General features: G+C 46.0%; 20 protein-coding genes. 10 read left to right on the top strand and 10 right to left on the bottom strand.

All coding sequences use genetic code 11. The annotated features are described in order from the left end of the window. Together BUB28_RS06065 and BUB28_RS06060 are read right to left on the bottom strand one after the other, a co-directional pair. Positions 1-1116, bottom strand: coding sequence for a THUMP domain-containing class I SAM-dependent RNA methyltransferase (locus BUB28_RS06065; protein ID WP_175547808.1), 1116 nt, complete (start codon positions 1114-1116; stop codon positions 1-3). 20 nt (positions 1117-1136) lie between these two features. Next, positions 1137-3725: a transglycosylase domain-containing protein gene (locus BUB28_RS06060; protein WP_072949814.1), complete on the bottom strand. Its 2589-nt coding sequence runs from the start codon at positions 3723-3725 to the stop codon at positions 1137-1139. Positions 3726-3939: 214 nt separating this feature from the next. Between BUB28_RS06060 and BUB28_RS06055 the strand changes: the two genes are divergently transcribed. Continuing rightward, positions 3940-4278, top strand: a complete 339-nt coding sequence (locus BUB28_RS06055) for a hypothetical protein (RefSeq protein ID WP_072949812.1) — start codon at positions 3940-3942, stop codon at positions 4276-4278. Here BUB28_RS06055 and BUB28_RS06050 read toward each other — a convergent pair. Next, a complete protein-coding gene (locus BUB28_RS06050; protein WP_072949811.1) occupies positions 4270-4863 on the bottom strand; it encodes a flavin reductase family protein in 594 nt (197 codons plus the stop codon). The genes BUB28_RS06055 and BUB28_RS06050 overlap by 9 nt on opposite strands. After that, a complete protein-coding gene (locus BUB28_RS06045; protein ID WP_072949809.1) occupies positions 4856-5677 on the bottom strand; it encodes an EFR1 family ferrodoxin in 822 nt (273 codons plus the stop codon). Before BUB28_RS06045 ends, BUB28_RS06050 begins: the two co-directional genes overlap by 8 nt. 182 nt (positions 5678-5859) lie before the next feature. Here BUB28_RS06045 and BUB28_RS06040 point away from each other — a divergent pair, with 182 nt between their 5' ends. From BUB28_RS06040 to BUB28_RS06030, 3 genes are read left to right on the top strand one after another with little or no spacing between them, the layout of a single operon-like run. After that, positions 5860-6165 (top strand): STAS domain-containing protein, encoded by a 306-nt coding sequence (locus BUB28_RS06040; protein WP_072949807.1) that lies wholly within the window; start codon positions 5860-5862, stop codon positions 6163-6165. A gap of 11 nt (positions 6166-6176) precedes the next feature. Beyond that, complete coding sequence (spoIIAB, locus tag BUB28_RS06035) at positions 6177-6614, top strand: anti-sigma F factor (RefSeq protein WP_072949805.1); 438 nt, start codon at positions 6177-6179, stop codon at positions 6612-6614. Continuing rightward, the gene (locus tag BUB28_RS06030; RefSeq protein ID WP_072949804.1) at positions 6604-7263 is read left to right on the top strand and encodes a sigma-70 family RNA polymerase sigma factor; all 660 of its coding nucleotides are present in this window, start codon (positions 6604-6606) and stop codon (positions 7261-7263) included. The genes spoIIAB and BUB28_RS06030 overlap by 11 nt, the downstream gene beginning before the upstream one ends. Before the next feature lie 2 nt (positions 7264-7265). Here BUB28_RS06030 and BUB28_RS06025 read toward each other — a convergent pair whose 3' ends face one another. Together BUB28_RS06025 and BUB28_RS06020 are read right to left on the bottom strand one after the other, a co-directional pair. Continuing rightward, complete coding sequence (locus BUB28_RS06025; RefSeq protein ID WP_278290694.1) at positions 7266-7520, bottom strand: dockerin type I domain-containing protein; 255 nt, start codon at positions 7518-7520, stop codon at positions 7266-7268. Between the two features lie 26 nt (positions 7521-7546). Then, on the bottom strand, positions 7547-8866 hold the full coding sequence (locus BUB28_RS06020) for a leucine-rich repeat domain-containing protein (protein ID WP_175547807.1): 1320 nt from the start codon (positions 8864-8866) through the stop codon (positions 7547-7549). A gap of 244 nt (positions 8867-9110) precedes the next feature. Between BUB28_RS06020 and BUB28_RS06015 the strand changes: the two genes are divergently transcribed. The 6 genes from BUB28_RS06015 (at position 9111) to BUB28_RS05990 (ending at position 16549) form a co-directional block, all read left to right on the top strand. Continuing rightward, entirely contained in the window at positions 9111-11339 is a 2229-nt protein-coding gene (locus tag BUB28_RS06015) for a cellulase family glycosylhydrolase (protein WP_072949799.1), read from the top strand. A gap of 180 nt (positions 11340-11519) precedes the next feature. Beyond that, positions 11520-13322 carry a translation elongation factor 4 gene (gene lepA / locus BUB28_RS06010; protein ID WP_072949797.1) on the top strand — a complete coding sequence of 601 codons (1803 nt, stop codon included), beginning with the start codon at positions 11520-11522 and terminating at the stop codon, positions 13320-13322. A gap of 15 nt (positions 13323-13337) precedes the next feature. Next, positions 13338-13766, top strand: a complete 429-nt coding sequence (locus BUB28_RS06005; RefSeq protein ID WP_072949794.1) for a hypothetical protein — start codon at positions 13338-13340, stop codon at positions 13764-13766. Positions 13767-13768: 2 nt separating this feature from the next. Continuing rightward, positions 13769-14113, top strand: a complete 345-nt coding sequence (locus tag BUB28_RS06000; protein WP_072949793.1) for a hypothetical protein — start codon at positions 13769-13771, stop codon at positions 14111-14113. Beyond that, on the top strand, positions 14110-15201 hold the full coding sequence (gene hemW, locus BUB28_RS05995; protein WP_072949791.1) for a radical SAM family heme chaperone HemW: 1092 nt from the start codon (positions 14110-14112) through the stop codon (positions 15199-15201). The genes BUB28_RS06000 and hemW overlap by 4 nt, the downstream gene beginning before the upstream one ends. A 112-nt stretch (positions 15202-15313) precedes the next feature. Further along, positions 15314-16549 (top strand): TFIIB-type zinc ribbon-containing protein, encoded by a 1236-nt coding sequence (locus BUB28_RS05990; protein ID WP_072949789.1) that lies wholly within the window; start codon positions 15314-15316, stop codon positions 16547-16549. Between the two features lie 308 nt (positions 16550-16857). Here BUB28_RS05990 and BUB28_RS05985 read toward each other — a convergent pair whose 3' ends face one another. The 4 genes from BUB28_RS05985 to BUB28_RS05970 all read right to left on the bottom strand — a co-directional run bounded on the left by BUB28_RS05985 (position 16858) and on the right by BUB28_RS05970 (position 21343). Next, positions 16858-17766, bottom strand: a complete 909-nt coding sequence (locus BUB28_RS05985; RefSeq protein WP_072949788.1) for a hypothetical protein — start codon at positions 17764-17766, stop codon at positions 16858-16860. Positions 17767-17819: 53 nt separating this feature from the next. Beyond that, positions 17820-19400, bottom strand: a complete 1581-nt coding sequence (lysS, locus tag BUB28_RS05980) for a lysine--tRNA ligase (RefSeq protein WP_072949786.1) — start codon at positions 19398-19400, stop codon at positions 17820-17822. A 20-nt stretch (positions 19401-19420) separates the two neighbouring features. After that, complete coding sequence (gene greA / locus BUB28_RS05975) at positions 19421-19891, bottom strand: transcription elongation factor GreA (protein ID WP_072949784.1); 471 nt, start codon at positions 19889-19891, stop codon at positions 19421-19423. A 282-nt stretch (positions 19892-20173) separates the two neighbouring features. Next, positions 20174-21343: a S41 family peptidase gene (locus BUB28_RS05970; protein WP_072949783.1), complete on the bottom strand. Its 1170-nt coding sequence runs from the start codon at positions 21341-21343 to the stop codon at positions 20174-20176. Positions 21344-21351 lie beyond the last annotated feature (8 nt).

Here is a 21351-nt window from a genome sequence, read left to right as displayed (position 1 = left end):
TTAAAAATACATATAAAGCTGGCACTTTATCATGCCGTTATAGAGCTTTCTGCGCTTATGAGCGTCTGCACCGAAGAACTTCTCAAACTCCTCGTGAGGGGAGATGATGTAGCTCTGCTTGCTGCCTCCCTTTCCGAGGACTCTTCCCATTTTTCTGTAGATATCCTCAGCCTCTCTCAGCTCAAGAAGTCTTTCACCGTAGGGAGGATTGCAGATGACAATGGAGTTTTCGGGCTGAACGAACTTTGTTATATCAGCCTGCTCTATTTTAAGTCTGGACTTGATGCCTGCCTTGTGAGCATTGTCAAGAGTGAGAGCAACTGCCGCATCGTCGATATCAGCACCGATACCGTGAAATTCTGCCGACCTGTCAACATTGTCGATAGCTCTTTTTCTTTCCTCCTGCCAGATGCGCGAGTCAAGAGAACCCCACTTTTCCGCAGCAAATCTTCTGTTGATGCCGGGAGCTATTTTAAGAGCTTTCAGAGCAGCCTCGATAAGGAGAGTACCGCTTCCGCAGAATGGGTCGCAGACTATTGAATCGGGACGAACTCTTGCAAGGTCAATGATACCTGCTGCCAGAGTCTCCTTGATAGGAGCCGCATTGGAATTGCGTCTGTAGCCGCGCTTGTGGAGTCCCACGCCGCTGGTATCGAGGTAAATGGAGACAACGTCTTTAAGTATGCTGAACTTTATCTGCACCGTAGGACCTGTTTCATCGAACCAGTTTATTCCGTACTTTGCCTTCAGCCTTTCAACAGCAGCCTTTTTTACTATGGACTGACAGTCCGGAACGCTGTGGAGAGCGGAGTTAAGGGAGTGTCCCTTAACTGGGAAAGCGTCATCGGGACCTATATAGCGTTCAAGCTCTATAGCCTTTACGCCCTGGAAAAGCTCCTCGAATGTAGTTGCTTTGAATTCGATGAGTTCAATGAGCACACGCTCGGCTGTTGATAAGCAGAGATTAGCACGGGCGAGGATATTCTCGTCGCCCGTGAAACTTATTTTACCGTCGCTGACCTTTAAGTCAGTACCGCCGATCTTTTGTATTTCGTACTTTAATACGCTTTCCAGACCAAAATGGCATGGACAGCACAATCTTATTTTATTGTTCAATTTATCACCTGTTTTTAGTATTAAACGCCGCCTGTGTCGCCGCCGCCAACTGCTGCACCGCCGCCAGCGTCGCCGCCTCCGACAGCTGCGCCGCCGCCTGCATCTCCGCCGCCGGTGTATCCGCCTGCGTCACCGCCGCCAACTGCTGCACCGCCGCCTGCGTCACCGCCTGTAGCTGCGCCGCCTCCTGCCGCTGCACCGCCGCCTGCGTTTCCGCCTGCTGCTGCACCGCCGTTTGCGTTACCGCCTGTAGAGCTGTTTGTGGTGGTCTGTGCGGGAGCTGAATAGTGAGCACCGCTGCAATACGGAGGAGAGTAATTGTCTGTTACCTCTGATTTCCAGTAACCGATAGCACCCTTTCCGCAGTTTGCACTTGCGATAAGACCTGTGCTTGTACACATAGGCATTTCGATAACGGTCTTGACCTTTTCAAAGTCGCTCGGTGTATCAGGATAATGTGTATTTGCCCAGTCGCCTATGATATTTCTCCATATCTTTGCAGAAATACCCGACGGGATATTAAGAGGATCCTGCTTGTACTTGAAACCTGTGGTGATACCGCTGATAAAGTCAGGTGTAAGACCAACAAAGACTTCGTCGTACCAGTCCTCGGTAGTACCTGTTTTACCGCAAACTGTCTTATTTGAGAGTATTGCGGCTGTACCTGTACCGTTCTGAACAACGTTCTTCAGGAGACGGTTCATAACATAAGCGGTCTCGTCAGAGATGACCTGTCTCGGGTTGCCGTTGTTCTGATAGATTATCTGCTGAGTGCTGTCCTCTATCTTTGAGATTATGTGAGCTTCGTTGTATATACCCTCATGTCCGTAAGGGAGATAAGCGTTAACAAGGTTTTCAAGAGTAACACCTTCATGGAGAGAACCAAGGGTAAGAGGTGAAGGACCTGATTTATCGTTCGGAACGAGATCGAGTCCAAGCTTTTCTGTTGAGAACTTCCATATCTCCTCAACTCCGAATTTTGCACAGAGCTGAGCAGGGATAGTGTTGAATGAGTTCTGGAGAGCTCTCCATACAGGTATCTGTGCGCCGCTGCCCGCAGCTCTTCCGTAGTTGTACGGCCATGGATTACCGTCCTCACCTGTGAGAGTAGGTGAATCGGGGAATGTGCTGCTCCAGTGGAGAAGGTTGTTTTCAAGACCGTAGCCGTAACCTGATATAGGCTTGATGGTAGAACCTACCTGACGCTTGTTGAGAACTGCATAGTTATCAACGAGAGAGCCTGTCTTTTCGCCGACATTTCCGACTGCACAGAGTATCTCGCCGTCGTAGTTCATAGCAATGAAACCGACATGAGGAGTATAAACCTCAGTCTTGCCGTCGGGATGACCGATAGGTTCAATGTCAAGCTCGTGAGTTACCTGCCATGAAGGAACAGGGTAGAAGTTATCGAGACTTGCCATTTTTTCCTCAACATATTTCTGCATCTGGTCATCGTAGGTGGTATAAACTCTGTAGCCGCCCTTCTGGAGCTTTGTCATAGCCTTTGAATAGTCAAGGTCATACTTGTCCATGAATATCTTGACAGCCTCATAGTAAGTAGCATCTACTACCCATGTATAAGCCTTTTCTCTCTCTTCGAGCTCCTTAGCCTCGTCCTCAGGGTGGAGCTTTCTGTACTCGTCGGAATTTCTGAAAAGGAGAGGAGTAACAAGGTATTCCTGATACTCGTCGTAGGTTATGGCGCCGTTATCGTAGAGCTTATAGAGAACGTATTCCTGACGGGGCTTGTTGTTGGCGCGTCCGTCAACGACTATAGGCTCATTGGGATCATCGTCCCTGTGGTAGATAACATCGGGGCCGTATTCCTCAGGGCTCTTCGGGATAGCTGCAAGAACGGCAGCCTCGGGGATAGTGAGCTGGTCAACGCTCTTACCGAAGTAAGTGATAGCAGCCTGCTGTATACCGTTTACAGGACCGCCGAAACCGATGTAGTTGAGGTATTCTTCGAGTATCTCGTCCTTTGAGTAGGATTTCTCAAGCTGCATAGCCGAGAATATCTCACGTATCTTACGTGCAGGGGAGGGCTCGTTATCACCTGTCAGGTTCTTGATGAGCTGCTGAGTGATAGTAGAACCACCCTGTTCGGTATCGTAGAAGTGGAGGAACAGGTTGAGGAAAGCGGAGAATGTACGCTTGTAGTCAACACCGTCGTGAACGTAGAAACGCTCGTCCTCAGTATAAACGAAGGCATTTCTTACGTGCTGGGGGATTCTGTCGATAGAAACGGGGATACGCTGGAAGTCGCTCTTGATTCTGTGGATAACAGCCAGTTCCTTTTCTCCGTTCTCGTTTGTTTCGTTTCCGTAGAAGTAGGTATCGCTTCCCGATTCCAGCTGCTGCAACGTAACGTTTGTGGAGTCGTCCATAAAGTTGAGGACGTATGCAGCCATAGCGGTGCTTACGATAGTACCCGTTATGATTATTACCAGCAGCAGAGACAGAAGCGTAGTAGCTATGACAGTCATCAGCTTCTTAAAAATAATGAACGGTTTACTGTGTTTTTTCTTTTTCTTTTTTGGTGGTGCTTTGGGAGCTTCTCTCATGTTCATATCAAACTGAGGAGAAGGATCGTAATGTTTATCTTTCATTTTGTCAGAATGACCGTCTTAAAGCGGCGGCAGCTCCTTTCAAAGATTTTATATTATTTATTTCTGTACATAAATATACATTTTATATTATAGCACGTTTGAAATGAAATGTTAATAGCTTTCCGAAAATTCAGCATTTTGTATAATATCGAAAATTCGGGAGATACTATTTAAGGCAACACCGCACAGGATATTTCTGCAAGGGAGTAATAATATGACATACAGAAGCGCAAAGAAAATATATTTTACCATGGTTTCCGCAATAACAGTCTCAGCCTTTATGGTAATATGCACACTTGGACAGGCAGTCCGCAAAAGAAAGGTTGAGACCCGTCTTGCGGCAGCAGCCATAGAGCAGGAAGCTCCCGAGTATACAGTCAGAGAGTACGGCGGACGGGCGGTAGTATTCCGCAGTGGAAGCGATGAGCCTTATATGTTCATAGATGTGGATATGCCGCTGCTTTCGGATATGGACAGAGAGCAGCTGAGCAGAGGGATATACTTTGACAGCGAAAACGAGCTCCGCAGGTTCATTGAGGATATCTCATCGTGACTGCTGAGGCGGTTTGCGGTGTTTTTTCTTCTTTCTTACGGAGAAGCCGAAATCGCCTAATTTTCTGCCGATAGCGAAGTATTCACCGTGAGCGAATGCCATAAGACCGCACTGCTGCAAATTAAGCTTGCCCTTGCTGTCGATATATTTTTCGTCAGCGTCTATGCCCACTATCTCCGCAAGGAACATAGTATGGGAGCCGAGGAGCTTGCTTTCCGTTACCCTGCACTCAAGACTGAGAGGACATTCCTCAATAAGGGGAGCGCCGACCTTCTGTGCGGGTACTGTATGGAAACCGCAGGCAGCTAATTTATCCATATCCTTGCCGCTTTTGACTCCGCAGAAGTCGGTCTCGCGGCACATAGCCGAGGTAGTGAGATTTATGACGAATTCGCCTGTTTCCTTGATTATATCGTGGGAATAACGCTCGGGGCGCACAGAAATATAGGTCATAGGCGGTCTTGTGCATACTATACCCGTCCAGCCTATAGTGAGGACGTTAGGTTTTTCTAAAGTGCCGCAGGTAACGAGGGCGGCAGGTACGGGAGCAAGCAGAGTGCTGCCCTTCCAGAATTGTTTAGCCATTTTTTCTCCTTTGGTATTCCTTGTTTTTTACGGGAGCAGACTGGTTGTCGCCAAGCATATATTTATAGTCCCTGAAGTTGTATTTTCCTTTTTCTGAGGTGACATTTCCGTAGAAAATGGCGTCTTTCGGGCAGTTGCCTATACACGCCATACAGTGGGTACACTTATCGCCCCAGACAGGTTTTTTGTCCTTGATGATAATATTGTTCAGCGGACAGACCCTGGCACATTTTCCGCAGCCTATACAGCTGTCGGCTGCATAGAAAGCCTTTGCCGTCATCTTGTACTTTGACCATACGGGATTGAAGGGGATAGTGATTATCTTTTCAAAGAGGAATATATAACGTGACTGGAGCTTTTCGCCTTTTTTTATCTTATCGGCTATCTCGTTGACTTTTTCGCAGGCATTTACCAGCCTTTCTCTTATCTCGTCCTTTGTTTGTACGGGATAATGGCTTATGAAGTAATTACGTGGCATGACTATCTCGTTATAGCCCATGAAGTGAAGCTTCTTGTGTCTTGCTGCCTTTTTTGCAAGATATCCCGAAATACCGCCGTAGCCTGCACTGTTTACTATGAAATATACGTCCCTGCACCCTTTCAGCGGGACTTTTTTGATGTAATCGCTGAAAAAGCGTGGCATCTCGCATACATATACGGGAGCGCATATGACGAAGGGCTTTTCGGAGTATATTTCCGAGTAGTCCTTGTTTTTTATCCTTTCGAGGAGATTGAGACATTGGTCGCCTGTTTTTTTAGCGAGCTCAGTTGCTAAAAACTCCGTATTGCCTGTAGCCGAGAAATATAATATCATAGTTATTCCTCCAGAAATAAAGTACTACTTCATTATATCATTTATGGCATTGACTTGCAACTTTTTTCCGCATTTTTAAGAAAAACATAGTCAGGGGAGCGTTTACGACAAAATTCTTTCCGCTTCGGTGGTATAATGGGGCAAGAAAGGGCTGCAAAAGGCAGCAAAGAGGAGGTACAGCATTGAAAATAGATATAAAAAGTGAGAACGGAGCGGCAATTGCTACCCTCAGCGGTGAAATTGACCATCATAATGCAAAGGAGCTCCGTGCGGAGCTCGACCGTTTCATAGTAAGCGCACAGCCGCGTCAGCTCGCCATAGACTTTGGCGGCATAACCTTTATGGACAGCTCGGGCATAGGACTTATAATGGGCAGGAGCAAGCTTATGAAGGAGTGCGGCGGAGCACTTGAAGTCCTCAATCCTCAGCCCTACATAAGGCGTGTATTGAAGCTTTCGGGCATAGAGCGGATAGTAAAAATACGATAAGGAGAAGAAAAATGGAAATACTCAACGAGATAAAATTCATAATGCCGTCCCTTTCGGTAAATGAGGGAGCGGCAAGAGCTGTGGTGTCCTCATTCCTGATACAGGCAGACCCCACTGTGGAGGAACTTTCGGACATACGCACAGCCGTATCCGAGGCGGTGACAAATGCGGTAGTCCACGGCTACCGCCACAAAAAGGGAGACATCGAGCTGACAGTGCGGCTGCTGCCCGATAGAGTCATATACATAAGGGTCAAGGACAGGGGCTGCGGCATAGAAGATGTGGAGAAGGCAATGGAACCCCTTTTCACCACAGCTCCGGAGGAGGAGCGCTCGGGACTGGGCTTTTCGGTGATGCAGTCCTTTATGGACAAGCTTAAAGTGAAAAGCACTCCCGACAAGGGCACTACTGTCACCATGAGAAAGAGGCTTTCCGCACATGGAAACTGAGACAAAGAAGCCTCTTGCCGAAGAAAATCTGGGACTCGTCCACCTCTGCGCAAATCGTTTCCGCGGACGCGGCATAGAGTACGACGACCTGTATTCCGCAGGCTGCATCGGACTTCTCAAAGCTGTAAAGGCGTTCGACAGCGGACGGGGAGTGAAGTTCTCCACCTATGCCGTCCCCGTTATACTCGGGGAGATAAAGCGGCTTTTCCGTGACGGCGGAGCTATCCGCGTAAGCCGCAGCTTAAAGGAGCTTTCCATGCGGCTGCAAAGGCTGTGCGAGGAGTTCCGACAGCGCGAGATGCGTGAGCCGACAATAACCGAGCTTGCACTGCTTTCGGGCGAAAAGGAGAGCGACGTATCCGAGGCATTATGTGTAAGCCAGCCACTTTTGTCCCTTACAGCAGGTGACGATGACGAAGGGCAGACCGACATACCTACCGAGTCTCCCGATGAGAGCATAACCGACCTTCTTGCTCTGCGTCAGATAATGGCGGAGCTTGAACCCAAAGACCGCGCATTATTGGAACTCCGCTATTTCAAGGGGCTTACCCAGTCAAAGACTGCGAAGGCATTAGGCATGACACAGGTGCAGGTATCACGGCGCGAAAAGAAGCTCCTCACCCGAATGAGAGAGGAGCTTCTGAGCTGATATTACTGAGCCATATTGAAAAATTCTTCTATAGTTATATCGTCATCGTGAGTTGAGAGGAAACTGTAATAGGACAGCACCCTTGAAGCGTCAACGGAGTCGATCTTGCCGTTGTTGTCTATATCGGCAGCATAGAACTGAACTATATTGAAGCTGCTGTCCTTGCCTGTAGCGGTACGTGCGTATTCGGAGAGCATAGAGGAAGCGTCGATCGAATTAACAGTGCCGTCGTTGTTCGTGTCGCCTGTTTTGTCGATAGGCGTATAGTCTACAGCTTCAAATTTTATGGCGTATTTTTAGCGTAAGCTTCTGCGGTAGAGCCTTTATATCCTCTGATAACACCGTCATAGTAGTATTCACCGCTGCCCTTGACAGTGCCGTTTGAGATAGTAAAGGTATCACCGAAGCCCTCGGGATCTTCTATTACCGCATCGGGGGCGAGTATGGTCACAGAGTTCAGACCGTTGCAGTTTGCCAGCGCACCCTTGCCGATAGACTTTGTGTTTGGAGAGAAGGTGATATTTTCGATGCTGTTGCAGCTGCTGAAAGCAGAACTGAGGACAGTGCTTATGTATTTCGGGACTATTACATCTGAGCTGTTCCTTCCCGAAGGATAGGCTTTCAGCTTGGAATTATCCTCAAAGAATACCATGCCGTCCTTGCAGAAATAGGTCTTTGAATATTCGGGACCGTTTATGCTGTCGAGCAGGGGACAGTTGGCGAAAACATGATCGTGCAGTTCTTTTATACCGTCATTGAGCATAACGGAGGTGAGATTTCTGTTATCACCGAGGGCACGGTCTCTTACAACGGAAATATTCTTGCCGAATTTTACTGATCTGAGGTTTTCGCCGTTTATTGCAAAGGCATTTATTTCGGTAACGGGCAGCCCGTTTATCTCATCGGGTATCTCAAGGTCTTTCGTATCAGAAGCAATGCTGCTGAGGGCATAGTGGTCGAAGAAGAAACGGTATATCCCCATAGCGACCTGTTCTTCTATGATATACTGATGCTCTTTGCGTCCGTGCTGGATAAGGGCAAAGTGATCGTACTGTTCCTTTGTCTGAACGTATTCGGTCTCGGTGACTCTTTTGCCGTCGACCTCGTAGTATACTTCTTCATGCCCGGCGTTATCAATATTGTCGCTGAAGGAGTTGCGGTAAACGAATTTTCCGTCTTTAAGCTCAAAATAAGACTTTGTATTGTAGCCCATGTGCGAATCCGAGTAAACCAGATAATGACCGCTGTCGGGAACGAAAACCTCGCCGTATGAGCCTATTTCCATGCTGTCGGTGATATGACCGTCCCTGTAGGTGTAGACTATGCACGGGCTTACGTGATAGGAACCCTTTGATATGAACAGCTCGGGAGTACCGTCACAGTCAACATCATAGAGCTCGAAGCGGGAGCCGAACTTTTCGTCGGTGAAATCGAAGTTTTCCTTATCGCCATAGGCAAGCTTCAGCATAGTGAAATAAGCTTCCTGCCATGTGGGATAATAGAGCTTTTCTTCGTTCACAGCGAATACCGATGCAGGAGCTGAAAGTGCAGATGCGGCTATTGAAGCGGCAGCGATAAATGATAGTAATTTGTGTTTTTTCATAGAAAGTCCTCCTTTTATAACTGCCATTGCGGCAGTCCCCTTATGCTAATTATAACGTGTTTCCCTTACATAATCAACCCTGTAATAAAAAAATCATGCACCAACACTTGCGGAAGGCAGAAGGTGATAGCTGAATATTGCTGAAATATGCAAAATATCGTTGACAATTCGGGTAAAATGGGTTATAATGGTGTTAACAATTTCGTAAAATTGCTGAAAAATTTATATTGAGAGGGGTCTTAATATGGCAAAATCATTTTTAAAGAGGCTGATAGCAGTTTCAGCAGCTGCGGCAGCGTTAATACCTGCTGTAAATCAGCTTCCCGAGAGAGCAACAACAGCACTTGCTGCTCCTGACGAGTATCACGATGACTGGCTCCATGTAAACGATAAAGCACAGATCGTTGACATGAACGGCAACGAGGTATGGCTTACAGGTGTAAACTGGTTCGGCTACAATGTAGGAAGCCAGATATTCGACGGTGCATGGTCTGCAAACGTTCATCACTGTCTCGATCTTATCGCAGATCACGGCTTCAATCTTCTCCGTGTACCTATGTCAACGGAGATACTTCTCCAGTGGAAGGCTAAGAAGCCCGATCCGATCATCAAGCTCAACGAGTACAAGAACCCTGAGCTTACCCTTGAGGGAGTTGAGGGCGGTACTCCTATGTACAGCTTTGACATCTGGAACAAGGTAGTTGAATGGTGCAGAGAGGACGGCATCAAGATTATGATGGATATCCACTGCGCTACCACTAATTCCGCAGGTCATAATTTCCCGCTCTGGTACGACAGCAGCTTCAGCGAGAAGGACTGGCTCGATGCACTTGCATGGTTCGCAGATTACTACAAGGACGATGATACCGTTATCGCTATCGACTTGAAGAACGAGCCCCACGGTAAGAGAGATGAAGGCAGCTTCGCAAAATGGGACGGTTCTTCCGATGCAAACAACTGGCGTTACGGTGCTGAAAAGGGTGCTAAGGCTTGTCTCGACAAGAACCCTAATCTCCTTATAATGGTTGAGGGTATCGAGGTATATCCAAAGATCGAAAAGGGCTATGACTGGAATTCACCGTCTACCGACTATGCTCACTACGGCGATCCCGAGTATCAGCCGTATTACGGTGCATGGTGGGGAGCTAACTTCCGCGGTGCAAAGGATTTTCCTGTAGATCTGGGCGACCGTCAGAGTCAGCTTGTTTATTCTCCCCATGACTACGGTCCGTTCGTATACGAGCAGGACTGGTTCCACTTAACAGGTACAAAGCCGAACTGGACAAGCTATAAGTTCGATGAGGAGTCTCTCCTTAAAGAATATTGGTACGACACATGGGCATATCTCGTAGAAGAGCACAAGGCTCCGCTGCTCATGGGCGAATGGGGCGGCTTCATAGACAAGGAAAACGATCCGTCGGGTGCAAATACTCATTGGCTCAAAACCCTCCGTGACTACATGATAAAGAAGCGTATCCACCATACATTCTGGTGCTTCAATGAGAATTCCTCGGATACAGGCGGACTCATGTACGATAACTTCCAGAAATGGGACGATGAGAAGTACGCATTCGTAGAGCCTTCACTCTGGCAGACAGAGGGCGGCAAGTTCATCAGTCTTGACCATAAGATACCGCTTGGTACAGCAGGCAACGGCATTTCACTCAATGACTTCGTTGCATCAGGTGAGGGCAGCAATATGGACGGCGGCAAGGCAGGCAACGGTACACCTGTAATAGTTGAGCCTTCAAAGACAACAACTACTACAACAAAGCCTGTAACTACTACAACTACATCTGCAACAACAAGCAAGACAACAACGACAACCCAAGAAGCTACAGTTACTACTACAACTACCACAGGACCTATAGCACACCCTTCCTATGAGTTCGATAAGGTTATATCTTACCCGACTAAAACCGGTTACAAAGAGGGAGAGGCACTTGATATTGAAGGTCTTAAGTTTACCGGAATACTGAGCGGCAGTGTAAGCTCAAACATAAAGGAAATGGAGTATACTTCTTTACAGGCAGGATACGGAGCAGATGCTGCTAAGATAACAATTACAGACAAAACAGGAAAGACATATTCAAATTCTGAGTTCAAAACTCTTCTGGCAGGTGAATATACTGTAAATATCAAGGGAGATGTAGGCAATTATTATGCTTCAACTCTCTGTAAGAATGTTGATATATCCTATAAAGTAACTATAGGTGATACAGTAGCGGAAGTATGGGGCGATGCTAACTGTGACGGTACGGTAGATATGTCCGATGTTGTACTTGTAATGCAGAGCCTTGCAAATCCTAACAAGTATGGTGTAAACGGTACAGACAAAAACCATATCACATCAAAGGGACTCAACTGTGCATCTGTTGTTAATAATAACGGAAGCGTTACTAACAGCGATGCTATGAGGATACAGCTCTTCCTTCTCGGAAATATCACTTCACTTGATCCAAAAGCTAAATAAGCTATACAGCGGCATGGCATTTACCATGCCGCTTTTTTATGTCGGAAAAATTCTTAGCTCTTAGTTCTTAGTTCTGATTTCTAATCCCTAATCACTAATTACTGTGCAAAAACTCTTTACAAACAACGGACTTTCTGATATAATTATACTGAGTAAATATGTTTGAAAAGAGGTAAAACATTGGCTAACGACAAGATCAGAAATTTCTGTATTATAGCGCATATAGATCACGGTAAGTCCACACTTGCCGACCGTATTCTCGAAAAGACCGAAACTGTTGCCATACGCGATATGGAGGATCAGCTCCTCGACAATATGGACATCGAGCGTGAGCGAGGAATAACTATAAAAGCCCGTGCAGTCCGCCTTAAATACACTGCAAAGAACGGGGAGGATTATATCTTCAACCTCATCGACACTCCCGGTCACGTTGACTTCAACTATGAGGTATCACGTTCGCTTGCGGCCTGCGAGGGCGCAATACTGGTGGTTGACGCATCACAGGGTATAGAGGCTCAGACACTTGCGAATACTTATCTTGCTATCGAGCACGACCTTGAAGTTGTCCCCGTTGTAAACAAGATAGACCTGCCCTCAGCTGATCCCGAGAGAGTATGCAATGAGGTGGAAAACGTTATCGGCATACCTGCAATGGACGCTCCGCGCATATCCGCGAAAATGGGCATTAATATCGAGGAAGTTCTCGAAAAAATAGTTACTGATATCCCTGCACCTCAGGGTGATCCCGAAAAGCCGCTGAAGGCTCTTATCTTTGATAGCTACTACGACTCATACAAGGGCGTTATCATCTATGTCCGCGTAAAAGAGGGCAGAGTAAAGGTTGGGGACAATATCCGCCTTATGGCTACGGGAGCTGTTTTCAATGTAGTTGAAGCAGGCTTTATGGACGCTACGAATCTTGTTAACAAAGGCAGTCTCGAAGCAGGCGAGGTTGGCTATATAGCTGCATCTATAAAGAGCATAGGCGATACGCAGGTGGGCGATACCGTAACTAATGACGAATTCCCATGTGATGAGCCGTTACCCGGTTACCGCAAGGTAAATCCTATGGTATTCTCGGGTATATATCCTGCTGACGGAGCAAAGTACGGCGACCTCCGTGAAGCACTCGAAAAGCTTCAGCTCAATGACGCGTCGCTTTCCTTCGAGCCCGAAACTTCCATTGCCCTCGGATTTGGTTTCCGATGCGGCTTCTTGGGACTTCTCCACATGGAGATAATACAGGAGAGACTTGAGCGCGAATACAATCTTGACCTTATAACTACTGCTCCTTCGGTTATCTATAAGGTAACTCTTACCAACGGTGAGGTGCAGTATATCGACAATCCTACCAACTACCCTGACCCTGCGGTGATTCAGACAGCAGAGGAGCCTATGGTAAAGGCAAGTATACTTTCGCCTTCGGATTATGTTGGAAATATTATGGAGCTTTGTCAGGACAGACGAGGAGTATTCAAGGACATGAAGTACCTTGATGATACCCGTGTTGAACTGCACTATGAGCTGCCGCTGAACGAGATAGTGTACGATTTCTTTGACGTGCTGAAATCCCGTACAAAGGGCTATGCTTCATTTGATTATGAGATGATGGGCTATGTGCCCAGCAAGCTTGTCAAGCTTGATATACTCCTTAACGGCGATATCGTGGACGCTCTCAGCTTTATTATCCACACTGATAAGGCGTATTCGAGAGCACGTAAGATTGCTGAAAAGCTGAAAGAAAACATTCCGCGCCAGATGTTTGAGGTGCCTATTCAGGCAGCTATCGGCGGTAAGATAATTGCACGTGAGACCGTTAAGGCAATGCGCAAGGACGTACTTGCAAAATGCTACGGCGGTGATATCACACGTAAGAAGAAGCTGCTTGAAAAGCAGAAGGAAGGTAAGAAGCGTATGCGCCAGCTGGGAACAGTAGAGGTACCGCAGGAGGCGTTTATGAGCGTTCTGAAGCTTGACAGCTGAGAACGGGAGGCTATTATGATAAACAATATCATTATCGTACTGCTTGTGGTCATACTTGCCGCAAGTCTGATAACGGTCATCACTGAATACTTCATACCAAAGAATACAGGTGCAGGCAGAGTGCTCCGCGCAGTAAGGATAAGACTGCGTGAGAAATCCCGTACAAGCCTGTGCGTAACCGCAATAGTGCTTTTTATCATAGCACTTGTTACGGGAGATGATGAGAAGCCTAAGCTGCTTGGAGCTTTGCTGATAATGCTCCTTACACTTATGGTACTGCACCCCGAGGACTTTCTGTGCATATTCAATCTGCGCAAAAAAGCAAAGAAAAAGGAAAGGCTGGGGCTTACTCCAAAGCTTGCAGGAGAAGTGCCTCTTGCCAAGCTTGCAAAGGAGCTTGAACCAATAGAGACTGAAACAGCATCCGAGGAAGGAAAGGAATAAATATGAGTAGTATATACAATTGTCCATGCTGCGGCGAAAAGACCTTTAATCCGCTGACAAAGGCAATGGCAGGAACTATGAAATCAAAGGGCAGACGATGCCCGAAGTGTCAGAAGCTTTGCGTGAACGGAAAGGGAGCAACCACTTTTTCGGCTATATATTTCCTTATTTCCTTTGCATTCGTGATATTTGTATACCTTCACGGCAAGGACAGCGTTTGGTGGGATACTCATGAGGTGCCTATCGTACTTGCGCTTATGCTGGGTATGTATATCGTTCCTAAGATAGTAAACGGTTTCTGCTTTAAGATGATGGAGACCATACGTCTTGATGCATACGAAAAATGAGTCTTGGTATATATATACACGTACCCTTCTGCGGTAAAAAATGTGCCTACTGCGACTTTTATTCAGTAAGCTGGACTAAGGTGCAGGCAGAGGATTACGTTGATGCAGTCCTGCGGAATATCCGTCATTACGGTGAAAGTGGGACAAATGTCGATACAGTTTATTTTGGCGGCGGTACTCCGTCGCTTCTTTCTTATAAACAGCTTGACAGCATTTTGAATGAGATAGGCAGGTGCTTTTCCCTTGATGCTGATGCGGAGATAACTCTTGAAGCAAATCCCTGTACACTTACTCCCGATAAGCTGAGAGAGCTTCGCAGTACAGGTGTAAACCGCCTTTCCATTGGTATGCAGTCCATGATAGACGATGAGCTGAAAATCCTCGGGCGTGTACACAGCGCAGACCGCGGAGTAAAGGCGGTTATGGACGCAGTCGGAGCAGGCTTTGAGAATATATCCTGCGACCTTATGATAGCTCTGCCCGACCAGAAAAAGGAGAGCCTGCAATACTCGGTGGAGAAGCTGACTGCTCTGCCCGTACAGCATATCTCGGCTTATATTTTAAAGACCGAGAATGGTACTGCATTTGACTGCGAGGAGATTAAGCGCAGACTTCCCGATGAGGACGAGTCCGCGGAGCTTTATCTCGAAATGGTCAGGCTTCTTGAAGAAAGAGGCTTCATGCAGTATGAAGTGTCGAATTTCGCAAAGAAAGGCTTTGAGAGCCGTCATAACTGCCGATACTGGAAGTGTCTGGATTATCTGGGCATAGGTCCTGCGGCACATTCCTGCTATAAGGGAAAAAGATTTGCGGTAGAGCGGGATATTGCGGATTTCATAGCAAGTGAGGTGCAGAATATCACGATAACTGACGAAAGTCCCTGCGGCTTTGAGGAGTATGCAATGCTGCGTCTGAGACTGAAGGAGGGACTCGTTTTCAGCGATGTACCTGAGCATAGTGCTGAGATAGAAAAGAAGCTGCCGCCGCTTATTAAGGAAGGATATGCGGAGACTGACGGAAAAAGAGTATGGCTGACTGCAAAGGGCTTTCTTATGTCAAACTCTGTTATCGAATATCTGGTGTTCTGAAAATGTCCTTCTATAAAGGGGCAAAAAAAGACGTTTTTTCAACGGAAAACCATTGATTATTGTATATATTTTTTTATTTTAATTATTTCAAACAGACGGTTGGTGAATAAATATGTCAGATGTTACCGAATATAAATGCCCGAATTGCGGCGCACCATTGAAGTATGATATTGACCAGCAGCATATGGTTTGCGGTTTTTGTTCAAATAAGTATGACTTTGAATATATTCGTTCTCATTTTAAAGAGGTAAGCGACGAAAAACTGTCGGATTTTGACTGGATAGAGCGTACAAAATTCGTATGGGAGCCCGATGTGCTTGAGGAGTTCAAAGAGTACTCCTGCCCGTCATGCGGCGGAAATATCATAACAAAAACTACTTCATCTGTGGCAAAATGTCCTTTTTGCAGCCATGATGTGATAATTTCTTCAAATTTTGCAGGGGATATACGTCCCGATAAGGTCATACCTTTCAGCAGAAAGGCAGAGGAATTTGCTGAACAGTACAGGAGCTACATAGCCGCTTCAAGATATGCTCCAAAGGAATTCAAGGACGAAAGGGTTACGGATAATATCAGGGGCTGTTACATACCTATATGGCTTTACAGCTGCACCTGCGATACCAATATCAACGATGAAACCAACGCAAACATCAGGATAAAGGACTATCCTATCCTTGCAACAGATGTGCAGAAAAATATTTTCTATGCAGCTGAGCCCTTTGATTATAACAAAGCCGAGGACTTCACAGAGTCCTGCCTTACGGGCTTTTATGCCAACAGATACTCTATCGGAGCCGAGCACGCTATTGATATTGCTGATAAAGAGATAAAGAATGTTTGCTCCATCAGAGTTGCATCAATGGTTGGGGGCGATTTCGTTCCTGACAGAGTACGGAAGAAAACTGATATCAGCCAAAGAAAGCTGATGTATTACCTTGTTCCTATATGGTTTATGAATGTTACATACAGGAAAAAGAACTATACTTTCGCTATGAACGGACAGACGGGAGAATTTGTTAATTCTGAGGTGCCATTCAACCGTAAATATTCGCTGGACAGTATCCTGATCTTTTTAGCATTGGAAATATTGTCGGCAATATGTGTATTCTCATTTTTTTATTCCAATGAATGGAATAAAGACTTTAGAGCAATTATAGCTGCTTTGATTGTAACAGTGTTGATAGTATTGCTTATGTCAACGCCTGTGAATTTTATTATTTCACTTATTATACACAGGTTGTTCTTTAAAAAGTCTATCAAGGGACTGGGCTTTAATGAGCGTGAACGAGTGGCAAAAATATCAAAATTCATCGACGGCGAAATAAAAACAACTAAACTGCATAAATAAAAACGGCTATCCTTTGTCGTGATGCTGATATAAAAGTATATATGTAATTATCGGGGAAAACCTTTCTGAAGAAAGGCTTTTCCCCGAACCCCTTTCCAAAGACTTTTTTAGCTGATTTTTTCTCAGATAGGGCACACCATAAATAAAAAAGCCCTGCAAGTAATGCAGGGTGTGCCCTATCTGAGAAAAAATAAAACTGAAAGTTTTAGGGGAGGAGTTTGAGGAGAGACCCTTTTTCAAAAGGGTCCTCCTCAATAGTTTACATAAATATTCTATATCAGTGTCACGGCAAAGGAGAGCTGTTTTTATTATGATAAGTCATTTATGATACGTTTGAATGTTGCGATATCCTTGTCGTAGGTTTTTTGTATTTCCTTTGCGGAAGCGTTTCTGAGATCTTGTGGCTTGCGGAGTGCAAAGAACATATCATCGGTGATACAATTCTTGGGTACACCTATTTTTTCAGCAAAATCTGTATCCTTTAGGTAGAAGAAGTACTTATCCACCTTTGGATTATCAGGGAACATGGTACTTAAGTCTACAAGTGAATCGTCGGGAATAAGCAGGTCTGTGACAGTCTTTTCGTTGCCTATGACCATAACAGCATCATCGCTGTTAAGGTAATTGGTCAGCTTAGTAGTAACGCCGTTCTGATAGTTGGTATACTCGTCATCACTGTAGGGGATATAGTATACCGCTACCTCGGTCTTGCCGTTTTTATTACTGTCCTCGCCGAAATCAGTGAAGTAACTTTCAAGATATGCAGAGTTGCCGACAGTTGCATTATCGCACAGCATGAGTATGACCATATCAGGACGCGGCTTTGTAAGCAGGTCGTATGTGAGGTAAGAGCCAAGAGCTACAAAGAATACCGCAAGACCCAGCCACCATTTGTTATGGTAGAAGAAATTGCCTATCTTTTTCCAGAAGGTGAGCTGTATCTCCTCTTCCTTTTCTTCATGGATAGTTTCGCTTTCTTCGATAAGTCCCTGCTTCATGCGCATAAGCTCGATCTTTTCGTCCTGAAGCTTTTTTTCGTAAGCCTCACGCTTTTCCTTTTCGCGCTGAGCGTGTTTGCGTTCTATCTCAGCCTGCATAGCTTCCTGTTCAGCTTCGCGCTGTTTTTGCAGTTCCTTGTTTACCTGAAAGATGCTCTTTTTTATATCGAGCTTTTCATCGTTGTCAGGCTGTGGTTGATTGTTCTTTTTATCATTCATAAATATATCCTTTTACGATAACGGGCGGCAATTGCCGCCCGAATTGTATATTATCAGTTAAGACTTTTCAGTGTTGGGAAGAGAAGTACGTCTCTGATAGACGGACTGTTTGTAAGAAGCATTACAAGACGGTCGATACCGTAACCGATACCGCCTGTAGGAGGCATACCAATTTCAAGTGCATTGAGGAAGTCTTCGTCTGTGCGGTTAGCTTCTTCGTCGCCCTGGCTGAGTGCCTCTTCCTGAGCCTTGAAACGCTCACGCTGGTCGATAGGATCGTTGAGCTCGGAGTAAGCATTGCACATCTCTCTGCCTGTGATGAAGAGCTCGAAACGCTCAACATAGTCAGGAGCATCGGGCTTCTTCTTTGTAAGAGGAGATATCTCTATTGGGTGATCCATGATGAAAGTTGGCTGAATGAGGTGCTCCTCAACATAAGCCTCGAAGAAGAGGTTGAGGATATCACCGCGCTTGTGGCGGCTCTCATATTCTACGCCCTTTTCGTCAGCTATCTTGCGGGCTTCTTCAAGAGTCTTTATCTCGTTGAAATCAACGCCTGAGTACTTCTTAACAGCGTCGATCATGGTGAGGCGCTCGAAAGGCTTGCCCAGGTCGATCATATGCTCACCGTAAGGAACACAGGTAGTACCGCATACTTCCTGAGCTACATGGCGGAACATATTCTCTGTAAGGTCCATCATTCCGTAGTAATCTGTATAAGCCTGATAGAGCTCCATAAGAGTGAATTCGGGATTATGACGGGTATCAACGCCCTCGTTTCTGAAAACTCTGCCTATTTCGTAAACTCTTTCAAGACCGCCTACGATAAGTCTCTTGAGGTAGAGCTCAAGGCTGATACGGAGCTTAACGTCCTCATCGAGAGCGTTGTAGTGAGTCTCGAATGGTCTTGCAGCAGCACCGCCTGCATTTGAGACCAGCATAGGAGTCTCGACCTCCATGAAGCCCTGATTATCGAGGTAGCGTCTGATTGAGGATATTATCTTTGAACGCTTGATAAATGTTTCCTTTACCTCAGGATTGATAACGAGGTCAAGGTAACGCTGACGGTATCTTGTATCAGTGTCTCTGAGGCCGTGCCACTTTTCAGGCAGAGGGAGGAGAGACTTGGTGAGCAGGGTTATGCTCTTTGCGTGGATAGAGATCTCGCCCTTGCGAGTTCTGAAAACATAGCCCTCAACGCCGATGATATCGCCGATATCCCACTTTTTCTTGAATTCCTTGAAAAGGTCTGCGCCAACATCATTGGAGCGAACATATACCTGTATACGGTCTGACTTGTCACGAACGTCGATGAAGTTAGCCTTACCCATATCTCTCCAGCTCATAATACGACCTGCGATACGGATAATATTTTCGTTGAGCTTTTCAAGCTCAGCAGTCTTTTTCTCCTCATCGTCGCCGCAGGCTGCAAGTATCTCAGCTTCCTTAGCTTCGTACTCCTTCTTGTAGTCAGCAGCATGACCTGTAACGTCGAACTTAGTAATAGTGAAGGGATCGTGTCCAAGCTCGCGGAGACCGGCAAGCTTATCAAGTCTGTCCTTCTTGAGTATATTAATATCCTGTACAGGCTCTTCTTCAGCCTGAGCAGGGGTGTTTACCTGATTTTCGCTCATTTTGTATATCCTTTCGCAAATTACTTGGAGATCTCAACGACCTCAAATCTCAGCTCACCGGCAGGAGCTTCAACGATGAAGATATCGCCGACTCTTTTCTTCATGGCAGCCTTGCCGATAGGGGACTCGTCTGAGATAAGACCCTCTCTTATGTTAGCGTGGTTTGTACCAACGATGGTAAAGGTCTCGATCTTGCCTGTATCAAGGCGCTTTATTGTTATCTTGGAGCTCATACCGATCTCGTCAACAGAGATGCTTTCGTCGTCAACGATCTCAGCGTTATCAATTGTATACTGAAGCTCCTGGATATGAGCTTCGAGGATAGCCTGTTCGTTTTTAGCTTCATCGTACTCGGCGTTCTCGGAGAGGTCTCCGTATGAACGTGCAACTTTAAGCCTTTCAGCAACTTCCTTACGTTTATTGATCTTAAGGTCATCGAGTTCAGCGACGAGCTTGTCGTAGCTTTCTCTGGACATCTTCTTTGTAGCCATATCAATGCACTCCTTTATATTTAATAATAAATAGCATTACATACAATTATACTATATTACGCAGAAAAAGTCAACCCTGAGCAGTCAGAAAAAGAACTTAGAATTAAGAACTAAGAACTAAGAGCTAAGAACTAAGAGTTAAGAGTTTAATTTTCGTTGGATTAAAGTTTAGAATTGAGAGTTTGAGGAGAGTATTTCTCCGCCTGTAAGCCTTGATGTGTCAGTAAATTCCTTTGTTATCAAACAAAAAGGCGCACAATGTGCGCCGAAACCAATCATTTATTATTGTCCGAGGAGAGACATAGCAGCGTCTATAGCTCTGTTTTTCTGTTCATCGTACTCCTCAAAGGTGTTTTCAACTGTATAATCGGGAGTAAGACCGATACCGTCATAACATTCCGAGACAGCTGTCTTGTACTTTGCAACTGTAAGGACTACCGCTCCCTTTTTGTCGAATTCTGTGGTCTGCTGCATAACGCCCTTGCCGTAAGTTCTTTCACCTACAAGGACTGCACCGCCGAAATCGCGGAGTGAGGCTGCAAACAGCTCTGCTGCGCTTGCTGTGTTCTTGTTCACAAGAACTACCATAGGTATATCAAGTTTTGCAGCGTCGGAATATACAAGAGTCTCGCTGTGGCCGTCCTTGTACTCGGCTGTAGCAATAACGCCTTCGGGAAGAAGTGGGTCAACGCAGTCTGAAAGTGAGTCAACGATACCACCGCCGTTATCGCGCACGTCAAAGATGATAGCCTTTGCGCCGTTCGAGGTAAGGCGTTCGAGAGTATCAATGAACTGCTGCGGAGTGTTCTTCTTAAAGCCTGATATCTTGATATAGCCTACGCGCTCGTTTATCATTTCACCGCTTACGGTTATCATTTCGATAGAACGTCTTGTGAAGGTATAATCCTTGTCTATACCGTCCCTGCGTATGGTAAGCTTTATCTCTGTGCCCTCTGTACCGCGCATAGACTCTACGGACTCCTCAAAGCCTGCTGCAAGAACGTCAACGCCGTCGATAATGGTGATAACGTCGCCGACCTGAAGACCTGCGTCCACAACGGGAGAGTCCTGCATTATTTCTGCGATACGGATATAGCCGTTATCGTCCTTGCTGAGAGTAAGACCGAGACCCACAAGCTGACCCTCGTCCTCACTTTGCTCGCTGAGGTATTCTTCTTCGGTAAGGTATCTGGAATACTTATCATCAAGACCCGAAATATAGCCCTTGAGGATACCGTCGCTCAGGTCGTTCTCGTTGATGTCACCGAGATAGTTCTCGCGGACATATGAGTCAAGCACCTGCAGCGAATTGTATTTCTTACTTTTTTCGTTTACATCGACGACCTTTTCGTTAAAGCTTTGCAGTGAAAAAAAGGAAGTCAGTATAAACGTTACCGCAGAAGCGATAGCAATAAGGCTCAGAGCAAGACCGAGACTGATTTTCTTATTCATATTATCAT

It is taken from the genome of Ruminococcus flavefaciens, from assembly GCF_900143025.1.
In the GTDB taxonomy this organism is placed as follows: Bacteria; Bacillota; Clostridia; order Oscillospirales; family Ruminococcaceae; genus Ruminococcus; species Ruminococcus flavefaciens_I.
This window is presented reverse-complemented; position numbering and strand designations above follow the sequence as displayed.